Origin of the sequence: Bifidobacterium sp. A11 (genome assembly GCF_000499185.1) — a bacterium.
GTDB lineage: Bacteria > Actinomycetota > Actinomycetes > Actinomycetales > Bifidobacteriaceae > Bombiscardovia > Bombiscardovia mizhiensis.
This window is the reverse complement of sequence record NZ_AWUO01000006.1, coordinates 26,078-39,322: the sequence shown is the minus strand read 5'-3', so window position 1 is coordinate 39,322 and position 13,245 is coordinate 26,078. Positions and strand designations below refer to the sequence as shown.

The window sequence follows — 13,245 nt, the reverse complement described above, 5'->3', positions numbered from 1 at the left end:
TCAGAGCTGGCCGACCAGATCCAGGCTGGGCTCGATGGTGTCCTCGCCGGGCTCCCACTTGGCAGGGCAGACCTGATCGCCGTGCTCGTAGACGAACTGGGAGGCCTGGACGCGGCGCAGCAGCTCGTCGGCGTTGCGGCCCACGTTGGAGGAGATGACCTCGTAGGCCACGACCTTGCCCTCAGGGGTCAGAATGAAGTCGCCGCGCTCGGCCTTGCCCTCGGCCTCGTTGTAGGTCTGCAGGTCCTTGGCCAGAGTTGCGGTCGGATCGGCCAGCATGGGGTACTGGACCTTGGCGATCTTCTCGTTGGCCTCGTGCCAGGCCTTGTGGACGAACTCGGTGTCGCAGGAGACGGAGTAGATCTCGCAGCCGATCTTCTTGAAGTCCTCGTACTTGCTGGCCAGATCCTCCAGCTCGGTGGGGCAGACGAAGCTGAAGTCCGCAGGGTAGAAGAAGAGCAGGGACCAGTGGCCCAGCAGATCCTTCTTGGAGACCGAGAAGGTCTTGTTGTCCTGGTAGGCCTGCGTGGTGAACTCAGTCAATTCGTGCTGAAGCTGTGACATGAAAAATCCTTTCGGGAGCGTTGGGAATGCCGGCTTGAAGCCGAACCTGCTTCCGTGTTTCATGCTAGTCAGGAAGCGCTGCATGGGGAAGACGGAGGTTCACCGCTGGGGTGTGACATAGGGCACATGGGGCGTCCATACCCTAGCATTGAAGCCATGGCATTATGGCTGAACATCCTGCTCATTCTCTTCTTCCTCCTGCTCGGTTCCGTCTTCTCGGGGACTGAGCTGGCGCTGGTCTCCCTGCGGGGCTCGCAGCTGGAGCAGATGGAGCAGCAGGACGCGCGCGGCGCCCGGGTGGCCCGCATCGCCCGCGACCCCAACACCTTTCTTTCCGCCGTACAGATCGGCGTGACGCTGACGGGCTTCCTCTCGGCCTCCTTCGGCGCATCATCCATCGCCCCCTACGTGGTGCCCGTCCTGACCGGGTGGGGCGTGCACGAGGGTCTGGCCGGCACTCTGACCACGGTGATTCTGACTCTGATCATCTCCTACTGCTCCATCGTCATCTCCGAGCTGGTGCCCAAGCGGATCGCCATGCAGCGCACCGAGGCCATCGCCAGGGCCGTCGTTCCGGCCATCGATGTCTTCACCACCCTGTGCAGGCCGCTGATCTGGCTGATCGGCAAGAACACCAACCTCATCGTGCGCATCCTGGGCTTCGACCCCCAACAGACCGACACCGAGGTAAGCGACGACGAGCTGCGGATGCTGGTCTCCTCCAACACCAACCTGAGCAAGGACGAGCGGATGATCCTGGGCGACGTCTTCGATGCCTCCGAGACCAGCGTGGCCGAGGTCATGCGCCCCCGGGCCGACGTGGTCTTCATCGCCGGGGACATGCCGCTGCAGGAAGCGGTCGAATTCGTGCACGACGAGCCCTACTCGCGCTACCCGGTGACCGGCCGCGACTTCGACGACGTGCTGGGCTTCGTCCACGTGCGCGACCTGATGGACGTGCGCAACCCCCATGCCAAGACCGTGGCCGACGTGACCAGGCCCGGCATCGCCCTGCCGGGCACCTCCAAGCTCCTGCCCAGCCTGGAGAAGCTGCGCAAGAAGGGCATCCACCTGGCCGTGGTCATCGACGAGTACGGGGGCACCGACGGCATCGTCACCCTGGAGGACATGACCGAGGAGCTGGTGGGCGACATCCGCGACGAGTACGACCTGCCCGAGGAACAGAATCCGGCCCATCCCCAGGCGACCGCCTTCGTCAACGGGGTTGCCACGGTCGACGGCGGCATGACCATCGAGGACTTTGCTGACTTGACCGGGATCGAGCTGGAGGATGGGCCCTACGAAACCCTGGCCGGCTACTTCCTGGCCCAGACCGGACGGATGGGGCAGGTGGGCGACGTGATCCACTCCGACGACGGGTATGACATGGTGGTGACCAAGGTGGACGGGCGTCGCATTGAGACCATCGAGGTCAGGCGGCGACAGCAAGCCGAGGACCAGGCTGGCGATGATGACGAAGCCAGCGAAGACGGGGTGGATGAAGACGGGGTGGATGAAGATAGGTCGAATTCCATAGCGGGAGCAGACCGAGGATGACCCGACCGGGTCTAATCTGACCGAGACTACGCTACGACCAGAGCCCGGCTATGGTCTAACTGAATCCCAGCTGGCAGTCAGCCGGGAACCGTCCCACGCCAGTCAAGGAAAAGTGACTGTCAGCGTAGCCGATGGTCCGTGAATGATTTCACTGGTTGATTCCCGCAAAATCCAAGCGTTTCCTTGCGTTTTCCTCTAGTCTGGAGGTACATGGTCGGGCCGACCCGACCGCAGGCATAATTTCATATTTAAGGAGCGATTATGGCATTGAACTTTACCGTACCGGGACTCGACGAAGCGACCAGCGAGAAGGTCATCGCCATCCTGCAGAGCCGTCTGAGCCAGGAACAGGAGACTGCCCTGATCCTCAAGCACGCCCATTGGAACATGAAGGGCAAGGAATTCATCGGCATCCACGAGATGATGGACCCCGAGGTTGATTCGGTGCTGAACATGGCCGACGAGACCGCTGAGCGCATCGCCACCCTGGGCGGCTCCCCCGCCGGACGGCCTGACGACATCATGAAGAACCGCGACTGGGATGGCATCACCATGACCGGCCGCCAGGATGCCCTGGACTACCTGAAGGCCCTGGACACCTACTACACCACCTTCATCAAGCGCGACCGCGAGGCCATCAAGGAGCTGGACGACCTGGACATCGTCAGCTCCAACATTCTGCAGGACCACGTGCAGGAGCTCGAGCACTTCCAGTGGTTCATGCGCAGCCACCTGTTCTGAGTTTATTGAGTTGCTGAGTTCTGAGAACTCATCGCCGCCCCTGATAAGCGGTAAGCCAGCGGCCCTGCATCGTGAAAGGTGCAGGGCCGCTGGCATTTTCTCTAACCGAGATAGACTGCTGGCTTCAGGATAGAATCGACACTTGGGAGACGGCCGGGCGCCGCCTCACGCCGGGAAGACTGGTCGGCCATGGAAGACCGAACCCTACCCGCCCGACCAGGAGCATCATGCCGCCCACGCCTACATTCCCAACATTCTCTGTCAATCCACGTCGTCAGGATTACGACGATTCGAATTCGCAACAGAATCTCAAACCTTTCAATCCCAGGCAGTCGGATTCCCGGTCATCAGACCCCCAACCGAATTCCGGAGCGTCGGATTCCAAGCCATCGAATGCCCAGCCATCAAATCCGCAGCGTGGGCGGGGTGGATCTGACAGGGACCGGCACAACCGACTCCACCCTTCAAACTTCTTCGCCGCCCTGTCATTCTTGGCTGAAAATGATCGGATCACCGGGCTATTCATGATGGCCTGCGCCCTGGCCGGACTGATCCTGGCCAATCTGCCAGAGACCGGGCCGGGGCTGAACGCTCTTGCCGCTTGGATTCCTCTGGACCTGCCCGGTGGACTGAGCCTGTCCCTGAAGGATTGGATACAGGACGGGCTGTTGACCATATTCTTCCTGACCATGGGCCTTGACCTGCGCCAGGAGGCTGCCACGGGCACTCTGCGCGACCACAGGCAGGTCCTGCTGCCCATGCTGGCCGCCCTGGGCGGTGTGGCCGTTCCGATCCTGATCTACTGCCTGTTCAACCTGGGCTCCCCTGCCGGGTTGCGCGGCTGGGCTGTCCCAACGGCCACCGATGTAGCCTTCTCCCTGGCGGCTCTGCAACTGCTCCTGCCCAAGGCCGGGCCCGCCCTGCAGGCCTTTTTGATGACCCTGGCCATCTTCGACGACCTGATCGGCGTCCTGCTGATCGCCCTGGGCTACTCCAGCTTGGGACAACCGAGCTGGCTGCTTGTCTGTCTGGTCGGCCTAGTGGTCTGGGCCTTGCTGGTCCGAGCAGCGAGCCGTTCCTCCCGGCTCTGGCGACCCTTGGTATTTCTCTGCTTGTTGGGCGCTCTCGCAGGCGGTCTGCTGGCCTGGTACAGCCTCTTCAAGGCTGGAATCCACCCGGTGCTGGCGGGAGTGGCGATGGGCCTATTGACCCCTGTTGCCAGGTCGAAGGCGGCCGAAGCGGAAGAGCCTTCGGCCCGTACTGCGCCGAACATAACTGAGCCAACCGAGCATAGGCCAACCGATACAAAACCATCCGGTACCGAGCCGACCGAGACCCATCCACCAGTGACCAGTCAAGCCAATACCAAACCAGCTGGGTTTGAACCAACTGAGATTGAGCCAAACCGCAACCCGACGCTATCACCGGCTGAACGGCTGGACCACTTCCTGACCCCTTTGAGTGCCCTGGTGGTCCTGCCCCTTTTCGCCTTCTTCTCGCTGTCCATCTCCCTGGATCAGCTGGGACCCAGACTGCTGACGGACCGGGTCTTTTGGGGCGCCACTCTGGGACTGGCCTTGGGCAAGCCCCTGGGGATCATGACCATGCTGATCCTGGCAGGTCGTCTGGGACTGCGGCGACCTGCCGGCTCCACGACCGGAAACATGATCGGCCTCTGCCAGCTCTGCGGAATCGGCTTCACCATGTCCTTCCTGATCGCCAACCTGGCCTTCGCCGGATCCCCGCACCTGGAATCATCCCTGCTGGGCGTGCTGGCAGGGTCGGTCCTGTCCGTGCTCATCGTGGCCGTCGGCACCATTCCCGGTCGACTGCGGTCCGCCAGGCACACATAGGCCTAGCTGCCAAGACTCAACCTCCGCCAGACCCGGTTCCTGCCGGAATCAACCTGCCAAACTCGGTTTCTGACAGAATTAGTTTTGACAGAATCGGTCCCTTACCAGGCTCAGCTGCGACGGTAAAGCTTGGTGTAGGAGCCTTCGGCCCGGGGACGGACCACGATTTGGTCAATGTCCACTGTGTCGGGCTGCTCCAGGGCCCAGGTGACGCATCCGGCGATGTCGTCGGCGGTCAGCGGATCGGGCACCCCGGCGTAGACCGCGTCAGCCCGGTCGCTGTCCCCACCGAACCGCTTCAACGAGAACTCGTCGGTGTGGACCAGTCCTGGGGCGATGTCTACCACGCGCACTGGCTGACCGATCAACTCCAGCCGCAGAATACGGGCCATGACCCGTTCCGCCGCCTTGGAGGCGCAGTATCCGCCGCCGCCCTCGTAGGGCTCGATGCCTGCCGTCGAGGAGATGACCAGGACCGTGCCCTCCGACTCTTTCAGGGCCGGAAGCAGCTTCTGGATGACCCGCAGGGTGCCGATGACATTCAGCTCGTACATGCCGCGCCAGTCCCCCAGGCTGGAGGTAGCCACCGGGTCCTTGCCGAAGGCCGCGCCGGCGCAGTTGACCAGAGCTTTGACCGGACCACCCTTGAGCACGGCATCGACGGCCGCCTGGGTGGAGTCCTCGTCGGTCACATCGCAGACCTCATAGGTGAAGTTCTGACCCAGCTGGTCAGCCAGAGCCTTGAGCTTGTCCTCGCGCCGGGCCAGGCCGACCACCTTCCAGCCCTTGTCTACCAAGGCTCGCACACTGGCCTGACCGATGCCGCTCGAAGCGCCGGTCACCACAGCACGCTTGATTGTTTTCTTGGATTCCGTCATTTCATCTGCTCCTTCATGATCGATTGCCCCGGATCGACTCCACACGCGTCTCCGGGTCGCAGGGAGCCTGCCTAACTGCTGCAGTGCCGTCCCTCTTCCTCAACGCTAGCGCACCAACATGGGCTGCGGCAGTCTCCCGTCGGTCTTCGATGACCAATGTGGCACATCAAACCAGACTTGAGTAGAGCCAGACCGAGTCAAAGGCAGATTAGTTGAGTCAGAACAGAGCAAAGTCAGATCGGGCTGAATCAGACCGTATAGTCGGTCTAGATCAGGATAGATAGGACGCATCAAAAACCGATTCAACTTCGCACCAGATGGCCTAGCGAGGGTTTGGTCACGAAATCTTCAGCACGGATGATGCCGCAGGTTCGTAATTTACAAACTCCCCGTCCACAAGTTCCGGACTCATGAGGATTTTACGGCTCCGGAAGTCATGGATTTAGAAGTCATAACTTCAGACGTCTAAGCTTTGCGGGTTACAAAGCCAGATAGCGGTTAAGACGACGACGGCGCTCGGTCCAGTCAGGCATATAGCGATCCATCCGCGCGCGGAAGCCGGGGCCGTGGCCATGCTCGTAGAGGTGGGTCAGCTCGTGAACCAGCACGTACTCCAGCAGGTCAGGATCCAGCCAGGCCAGGTCGGTGTTGAGCCGGATGCTGGCAGTGGCGGGGGTGCAGGAGCCCCAGCGGGTTTTCATCTTCCGCAGACTGATGCGCTCAGGCCGACGGCCTACCACAGGGACCCACCGATCCAGCAGAGTCGGCAGCCTCTCCTGGAGAATGCTCTTGGCTTCGGCCTCGGACCGGTCCGGCGACAGCTGGCCATCGGCTCCAGTTTGGGGGTAGACATCGCGCGAGCGGGCCAGACGTTCTCTAGTGGTCGCGATCCAGCGGCGCTTGCCGTCGATAAAGGCACGAATCCGGTCGTCGCTCAGGGCCAGAGGCGCCGTCACTTCCAGATGGCCGTCAGGCGGCTTGACCCGCAGATAGACGTTGGCGATCCGCTTCCTGATGACCAGAACCGTCTCACCACCGACCTCCAGCTGCTCCGACCGGACTGGTTCCGCACGCCGTTTCCGCCTCATAGCCACCATTCTTCCGCCAAGACGCGACGCGACGCCGCCGAGATTGACTTGAGAGGACACTATGGTAAGCTATCCATTTGTGTGATTCTTCGGTCACACGGCATGGGCCTGTAGCTCAGCTGGTTAGAGCGCATCCCTGATAAGGATGAGGTCGGAGGTTCAAGTCCTCCCAGGCCCACGCATTTCTTGCGCGGTTGAAGTTCTTTTCACATTTACGGGGCTATGGCGCAGCTGGTAGCGCATCTGCTTTGCAAGCAGAGGGTCGCCGGTTCGAATCCGGCTAGCTCCACAGGTAGGGTTTCCGGGTTTCCGCTAGGAGACCTTTTTTCATATGGTTTTCCTTGATAAAAGGGGAACTATCAGACGGCGGCCCGGTAGTGAATGATGATGCCGCTGCACGGGAGCTGCGCTGGCGGATGAAGGCCCTACAATGGGGCGCCTCCTCACTGCCATCCATCCGCTGTTGTTCTCGTAGTCCCCGCGTCGCCTCTACAGGTGGGGAAGCCCAGTTGTCGGTAATACAGATCGGTGAGGATACCAAGGCTAGGCGGTATATCAGTGGCCTGTACCATTGCGGTTCTAGGCGGTGTGCCGGGTGTTCGCAGTCGATAACGGCCGAGAGGGTGGACAAGCTGTCGAGGGGGCTGGACTGGTTCATGCATGATGGACTCGGGGACGGCATCGGCCATCAGGTTCTGTTCGCCACGTTCACAATCGGGCATTCCTTTGCTGACAGCTGATGGACGCGTTGGGTCATGCCCGGGGTGCTTTGACAGCCGGTGGATCCTGGAACGGCGGGTCTCGGAGCCTGGGCGACCGGAGGAGATTCGGAGCCTGCGACACGGTCAGAACCGTCGAGGTCACTTGGAACTGCAGCAGCGGGTACCATTCCCACCTGCACTGTCTACTGCTGCTTCACAGCACCCTCTAGGGTATTCCGTCTGTATGGGCGATGGAAGAAGAGTCTGAAAGCCGACGATTTCGACTGCTCGCTTCAGGGGTTCTCGATGCTGCCGTTGACCAGTACCATCGCGATGTCCGACAGAATATCCAGATATGTCAACAAGGCTGATGCCAGGCATGCGGCTGCGGAGATGCTCAACGACCAGGGCAAGCTTGGACGCGGTGAGTCGGTAAGGTTCTTCGAACTGCTGGCGTACCTGTGCCTTGATGAGAGGCTGGCCAGGTTCTGGTTCCCGCTCAGGAAAGGGGAAGATGCCTCATGGGATGAGTCGGGGCTTCATGTGGTCAACAAGGCAACCGGTGAAATTACCTGGAGCAGCGCCATGGGGAGCGACCAGCAGTATTGGCGTGTGCTGCATTCCATCGAGAAGGTCATGAAAGGCCGTCGGGTGCTGAACTACAGTCATCGTTGCAGGAGGGAAGACTCGGTTCTGGATAGCCTGTGGAACAGGTTCCTCGACCATGCGCACGCCGCTGGGTCCAGCGGTGAGGACATCACCCGGGATGATGTGGGGAAAGGCAAGCTCGTCCAAGTCATCAGTGCTGAGACATGGCAATCGGAATTCGTCAATGATCCATCCAGGATAATCAGCCTCTTGAAACCATGATTTACACAGACCAGGCATCAGATTAGCGGCATCATTATTCAATTGTAGAGACTAGAACCCAACCAGCAGCTATAGCCGCTTATGGCAACCGATCATTTAATGTGGGGAGGAATGAACAGAAGTAGCTCACATCAAAACCTATCACCAAACTCTAATTCAATTTATTCAGTTATACCGTGGGTTCTAATCCCGATAAACATGAGAATAACCCGGATATTCTTTAGAAAAATATCAGAATTTTGTATCAACATACAAGTCATTACCATTCCAATGACCCGTTGCTGGCGTATTATCCGTAGTTCCAGTCCAAGTAGGGTGACCACCACCATTAGAAGGTGCAGGGGCAGAACCGCCACCTGAAGGAGCACGATAACCGCTACCACCGCCCGAAGGTGCTCGATAACCAGAACCACCACTGTAGCTAGAACCACCTGTAGCAGCGCTCGCAGCTTGGGCTTGTGCAGCAGCAGCGGCATCAGCAGCATCCTGAGAGGCTTTAGCAATAACAGCATTGTTTACAGTCTGAATTTTAGTATCAAGGGTGGTCTTGGCATCAGTGAAGGTCTTAAGGACCGATTTCCTGTCCTCAAGGATCTTCTTGGCCGAGTCAAGGGTCTTGGTCAGTTCATCACGGGAGTGGTCCCCATCGGGCACCTTGCCGTTGGAATCAGCGAGGATCTTGTCTGCATTACCGATAGCGTCGGAGAGCTGCTTGTGGGCCTTAGAAGTGTTCACGGCGAGCACCTTGGCCTTGATGGTCCTGACTTCTGTCTTCATCCTCGTGATCTGTGCAGACAGGTTTTCGGTCGCCTTCTTCAGCTCCCCGGTGGATGCATCCCCCGTTAGGGCGGTTTTAACACGGGTCTTCCTGCTCGATGCGGGTTTGGTGGTTTTCACGTCCCTGGACATGGCCAGGACTGTCTTGGCGTCGCTGACCTCTTCCTCTTTGATGGCAGAGGCGGACTTCACTTCGTCGGAGTCCAGGTATGAGCGATATCGGCCCTCCTGGCTTGCATAGTCCCTAACCGCCGCGCGGTATGAGGTGAGGGCTTGATCGTGTTCCCGGACCGCGTGGTTATGCCACCACAGTCCCCCGCCGCAGATGACGGCTACCGACAGCACCAGGACTGCCACAATGACTGCAGGCCTGCGTCTCGAGGTGTCCCCGTTCCCGTTTTCCTTCACAGTCGCCCTTCTCTCTCCACCGACGGCCATCCCCTGTTAACGGCCCGTCCTTGCCGTTTCAAACTTAGTGTGCCATGTACTGGATGCCGCGGCATTTTTATTATGTCATGCACACGTGCCCACGCAGACATGACATTCCTTTTGCTTGCTTTTTACTTTATCTGAAACTGAAACATATCAATGGCAGAAACTTCGAGTTGAAGTCGTTCATGTTGAGTCATTAAGTCCCAGATTTGTTCAATAATAGGTTACGAAATAGGTTACGATTTGACCTTCATTGATGGGAACCGTTGCGATTTTAAGTAAAATTGTGAATGCACGGAGCCCGGCTAGCTCCATAGGTAGGACTTTGAGATTCTTTGAAGATTTCATTATTATGATCTATCTTCAATCTAGTCATCTTTCCAACTGGGCTTAGCTCATAATTAATTTGTATAATAGCCAGTCGTAAAGTGACTTCAATTATTATATTGAATCTTGGCAATGAAGGTGTTTAATTGTATCTTATACGATGCTATTCGTCTAGTACTCAGGCTGTCAATTCACACAAGCAAATAGCACGATGTTATTATTATGCAAAGATAGAGTAATTGATAGTAAAGCGCGATAACCAGGATTCCATTTTTTGGTAGATATTGCTATTAAAAAAACTCAGATTAAATTTTCCGATCTATTAGAATTCTGACCCAGCAAAATTCCGATCAACTTGTATTTGATTAGAAAACAAGCTGTTATGTGAAACTAGCTCAAGTAGCACGAATGGCACTTTTACCATTAAACGCCCACGGCCTCTGCTATTACAGCTAGAATGATTTTTTTCAGCAGCTCCAAGCACATTTTTTGCGGATGCAAGCTGACACGACCTCATTTAGCGTCAATATCAGCAACTCGTGAATAAGCACAAGATCAGCAAGCCAGGTCCCGTAATTGCCAATGCGTTGTTTTGCTACGTATTATTAAGTTGTAAATAGTTTTCCAAAATCTCTGGCTGCAAGTAATATTTTGACAATACAATCTCAATGCATCTCCGTGCCAGTTATCCTCTAACGTGCTAATGCTGGCAGCCTGTAAATTTTGCCACGTGCCATTTGAAAAAACGTATTATAAGTGGAGTGTTTACTATTTGTCTGTTTAGTTGTATCAATAAAATTACACTTAGGTTATTGACCAATATAATATAAATTGATGTTTTTAAAATTTATAAATTCCTTACATCCCTGAATTCATTATCGCTGCCTGCTTATAAATGCTACGATCCTCTTCCGATATTTCGGAAGCTTTTACCAGTTTGTAGTGTTTTTCTTTAACTACAAGTATATCGGATTTTTGGTATGCAAGCTCAAACATTGCGACCACATTGTCAGACATAAATTGTACAGCGATAGCCAATGGGGTGTACTCAGGCCATTTGTCTGCACAAACAGCAAGATCCTGTTCGGCCTGAACGCGTCCTAACTGATCATTATGCCCTTTGGCTTCAACTGGAATAATATATTGTTGACCAAAACTGTCCAATGCCACATATATCTCATCGACCTCAACCTGTCCAATACTTTTAACCGTAGTGCGCAAATGATTCTGCAAAGAATAAGCTGAAATACCAAGGAACACATCAATTAAACGGTTATATCGGACAATTGCAAGAAGAGCTTGCTCGTCGTTTCCAGCGGCAGACCGAATAATTTCAGGTGTCGCGTCAGGAATCTTCGTGACTATAAGATCCTCTCTTGGAGCAATGCGAGACGACATGCTGCTTAATTCAAAGACATATTTCGCGGCACCTACTCCTTTAATATACCATTCAAACCCATTTGGAGCCGCTTCTCTTATAGGTTTAGGTAGTAATTTCCTATATCGATATGAGTAAACTACATCACCAAGGTTTTTAGGTAGGTCAATTCCAAGATCACGCGATGCTTTCACTATGTCTTGACGTGTAAAATGAACGTGACGATCACCATCGTGATAATGAGTATTAAAAATACGTAAAATTATCTTGTCATAATTGCTCTTATCCATTTTTCCTCTATTCACAAAGTCATTTATCTGCCAGGCCAGCGAAGAACGAGCACTTCCTCGCGTAGCTGAGATCGTGTAGCTGTAGCAGCCCTTTTCCTAAATAAGTCGATACTCTCAACTTCGTAGCCCAAAGATGTGGCAATATTACCCAAAATTGGGGCAGTGCGTATCAACACACGCAGATATGAGGCCTGATCTCCCACCACATAGGCTAGATGAGCATTAGGGCGAAGACAACGACGAAGCTCGGCAAGGTGCCTAGCCATGCCACCAAAATATAATTTAGTCACACGCGCATACAAGCGCTCAAAGCCTGAAGTTTTGCCCATTTCTACCCGTCTTCGTTCAATCTCGTTAGCTAACGCACACACCTCAGGATATTGCTCTGTCAGTCGATCATCGTCATCATTTTTGTATACCCCCCTAGTGTTCGATCTAATCAGCTGTTTCTTCACTTTCTGTAGCTCTGCTTTATTGGTTATCAACCCTAAAACGACATTTTCAAGTCTTGTTGTTCTGGTGTAATCCTTTTCATTCGGATACGGAGGAGAGGTGATAACTGCTGAGACGCTATTCTCGGGTAGACGCGCGACTGCTGTCCTTGCGTCCTCTTTCAATACTGTCGCGGGAACACCTGACAAGCAGCTCACTAGATTTAGATCTTTAACAACTTTCCGGGCGCGATCAACCCAACATCCTAATACATCAACATCATACTTGGGTTTAGTCACCCCTACCTCTGGACCGAAACGCAAGTTTCCTGCATCCTTGACGAGGGTGGTAGCCAAAGCAACCCTCATGTAATCCGAAAGACTATCTTCATAAGTATCAATCTTTTGGAGGACAGTAATCGCTTTGTGTAAAGGCAAAGGACTGATGCTCCCTCGTAAGAGTAGCTTATTTGCTTCGGCATTCAGTCTTTTAAGGCCGGTATTTTCGATAGAGGAATGTTCATTTTTAGATGAAACGAAGCCAATCTTAGGAAACAGGTCAGTAGCAATTTCGCTTATACACGCGTCTAACTTCTGAGGATCCACGCTCCAGTCAGTTTTTGTACGAGCAGCCAAATAGACAACTGGATTAGTTTCCATTCCAATCGACGGGATTTTATGCTTTTTCGCTTCAACAAGCGTAGTGCCAGCTCCGGCGAAAGGATCAAGTATTAATGAGTTATTATCCTGATGAAATCTGTTAAGGTAATGACGTACTAAATGCGGAGGAAAGCTCAACACGAATCTATACCAATCATGTACAGCAGAATCGCTAGACTGCAAGCGATTTCTCTTAGGATCTGCAATATCTAACACTCCTATTTGTGAATCTGCGCTATCGCTACTCAATAGATCCTCAATCTCATCTCAAACATTGCAGAAAACTCAAAAAAAATTCTTGTTTTCCTATTTCATTAACTATTAGCCAGATTCTCCTCTTTCAGTGTTCGCTTGCCCGCAATTATACCTACACTTTGTTCCCCAACACAACGCTCAATCGTGCAGTAATGTCTTGAATAATCGTCATAATTATCTCCGTTGGATTCTTGATAACGATAGTCTATCTGATTTACGCTTTTTACTGCACTATGTTGTGGTTGGCGACAAATGGCATTCTGTCTATTATCGTTTTCTCATATCTAGGGCAGTCAATCTACAAAGTCGTTTTGTAGATTTCAGCCTCGATACAGATGATTAACTTTACACCAGATACTCGGTCTCAGCACTTCCGATCCAGAGAGTAAAGCGAACCTGCCACATTCCATCGCATAAAGAAGATAGTCCAAAATTGGAAAAGG

General features: G+C 54.4%; 10 protein-coding genes and 2 tRNA genes. 6 read left to right on the top strand and 6 right to left on the bottom strand.

What is annotated here, in order from left to right; all coding sequences use genetic code 11:
* Positions 1–564: a redoxin domain-containing protein gene (locus P273_RS0105780; protein WP_024627523.1), complete on the bottom strand. Its 564-nt coding sequence runs from the start codon at positions 562–564 to the stop codon at positions 1–3.
* Positions 565–720: 156 nt separating this feature from the next.
* On the opposite strand from P273_RS0105780, the gene P273_RS0105775 reads away from it, so the two are divergent.
* The 3 genes from P273_RS0105775 to nhaA all read left to right on the top strand — a co-directional run bounded on the left by P273_RS0105775 (position 721) and on the right by nhaA (position 4,715).
* Positions 721–2,121 (top strand): hemolysin family protein, encoded by a 1,401-nt coding sequence (locus tag P273_RS0105775; RefSeq protein WP_024627522.1) that lies wholly within the window; start codon positions 721–723, stop codon positions 2,119–2,121.
* A 261-nt stretch (positions 2,122–2,382) separates the two neighbouring features.
* Positions 2,383–2,862 carry a Dps family protein gene (locus P273_RS0105770; RefSeq protein WP_015021094.1) on the top strand — a complete coding sequence of 160 codons (480 nt, stop codon included), beginning with the start codon at positions 2,383–2,385 and terminating at the stop codon, positions 2,860–2,862.
* A gap of 227 nt (positions 2,863–3,089) precedes the next feature.
* A complete protein-coding gene (gene nhaA / locus P273_RS0105765) occupies positions 3,090–4,715 on the top strand; it encodes a Na+/H+ antiporter NhaA (RefSeq protein WP_081709286.1) in 1,626 nt (541 codons plus the stop codon).
* Positions 4,716–4,825: 110 nt separating this feature from the next.
* Here the strand turns inward: nhaA and P273_RS0105760 are convergent, their stop codons facing one another.
* Positions 4,826–5,593: an SDR family oxidoreductase gene (locus tag P273_RS0105760; protein WP_029676214.1), complete on the bottom strand. Its 768-nt coding sequence runs from the start codon at positions 5,591–5,593 to the stop codon at positions 4,826–4,828.
* Positions 5,594–6,072: 479 nt separating this feature from the next.
* Positions 6,073–6,681, bottom strand: coding sequence for a M48 family metallopeptidase (locus tag P273_RS0105755; RefSeq protein WP_024627519.1), 609 nt, complete (start codon positions 6,679–6,681; stop codon positions 6,073–6,075).
* A gap of 104 nt (positions 6,682–6,785) precedes the next feature.
* Between P273_RS0105755 and P273_RS0105750 the strand changes: the two genes are divergently transcribed.
* From P273_RS0105750 to P273_RS0105735, 3 genes are all read left to right on the top strand, one after another.
* Positions 6,786–6,859, top strand: a tRNA-Ile gene (locus tag P273_RS0105750).
* A 38-nt stretch (positions 6,860–6,897) separates the two neighbouring features.
* Positions 6,898–6,970: transfer RNA gene (locus P273_RS0105745), tRNA-Ala, on the top strand.
* 490 nt (positions 6,971–7,460) lie between these two features.
* Positions 7,461–8,252, top strand: a complete 792-nt coding sequence (locus tag P273_RS0105735) for a hypothetical protein (protein ID WP_216476359.1) — start codon at positions 7,461–7,463, stop codon at positions 8,250–8,252.
* Between the two features lie 231 nt (positions 8,253–8,483).
* Here P273_RS0105735 and P273_RS09980 read toward each other — a convergent pair whose 3' ends face one another.
* The 3 genes from P273_RS09980 to P273_RS09825 all read right to left on the bottom strand — a co-directional run bounded on the left by P273_RS09980 (position 8,484) and on the right by P273_RS09825 (position 12,796).
* On the bottom strand, positions 8,484–9,149 hold the full coding sequence (locus P273_RS09980; RefSeq protein ID WP_216476358.1) for a PspA/IM30 family protein: 666 nt from the start codon (positions 9,147–9,149) through the stop codon (positions 8,484–8,486).
* Between the two features lie 1,497 nt (positions 9,150–10,646).
* Entirely contained in the window at positions 10,647–11,456 is an 810-nt protein-coding gene (locus tag P273_RS0105720) for a hypothetical protein (protein ID WP_034524908.1), read from the bottom strand.
* A 23-nt stretch (positions 11,457–11,479) separates the two neighbouring features.
* A complete protein-coding gene (locus P273_RS09825) occupies positions 11,480–12,796 on the bottom strand; it encodes a DNA methyltransferase (RefSeq protein ID WP_216476357.1) in 1,317 nt (438 codons plus the stop codon).
* Positions 12,797–13,245 lie beyond the last annotated feature (449 nt).

What these genes read in the sequence shown, in the direction of transcription:
- P273_RS0105780 (WP_024627523.1), bottom strand. Translation starts at nt 564, where the DNA reads ATGTCACAGCTTCAGCACGAATTGACTGAGTTCACCACGCAGGCCTAC.
- P273_RS0105775 (WP_024627522.1), top strand. Translation starts at nt 721, where the DNA reads ATGGCATTATGGCTGAACATCCTGCTCATTCTCTTCTTCCTCCTGCTC.
- P273_RS0105770 (WP_015021094.1), top strand. Translation starts at nt 2,383, where the DNA reads ATGGCATTGAACTTTACCGTACCGGGACTCGACGAAGCGACCAGCGAG.
- nhaA (WP_081709286.1), top strand. Translation starts at nt 3,090, where the DNA reads ATGCCGCCCACGCCTACATTCCCAACATTCTCTGTCAATCCACGTCGT.
- P273_RS0105760 (WP_029676214.1), bottom strand. Translation starts at nt 5,593, where the DNA reads ATGACGGAATCCAAGAAAACAATCAAGCGTGCTGTGGTGACCGGCGCT.
- P273_RS0105755 (WP_024627519.1), bottom strand. Translation starts at nt 6,681, where the DNA reads ATGAGGCGGAAACGGCGTGCGGAACCAGTCCGGTCGGAGCAGCTGGAG.
- P273_RS0105720 (WP_034524908.1), bottom strand. Translation starts at nt 11,456, where the DNA reads ATGGATAAGAGCAATTATGACAAGATAATTTTACGTATTTTTAATACT.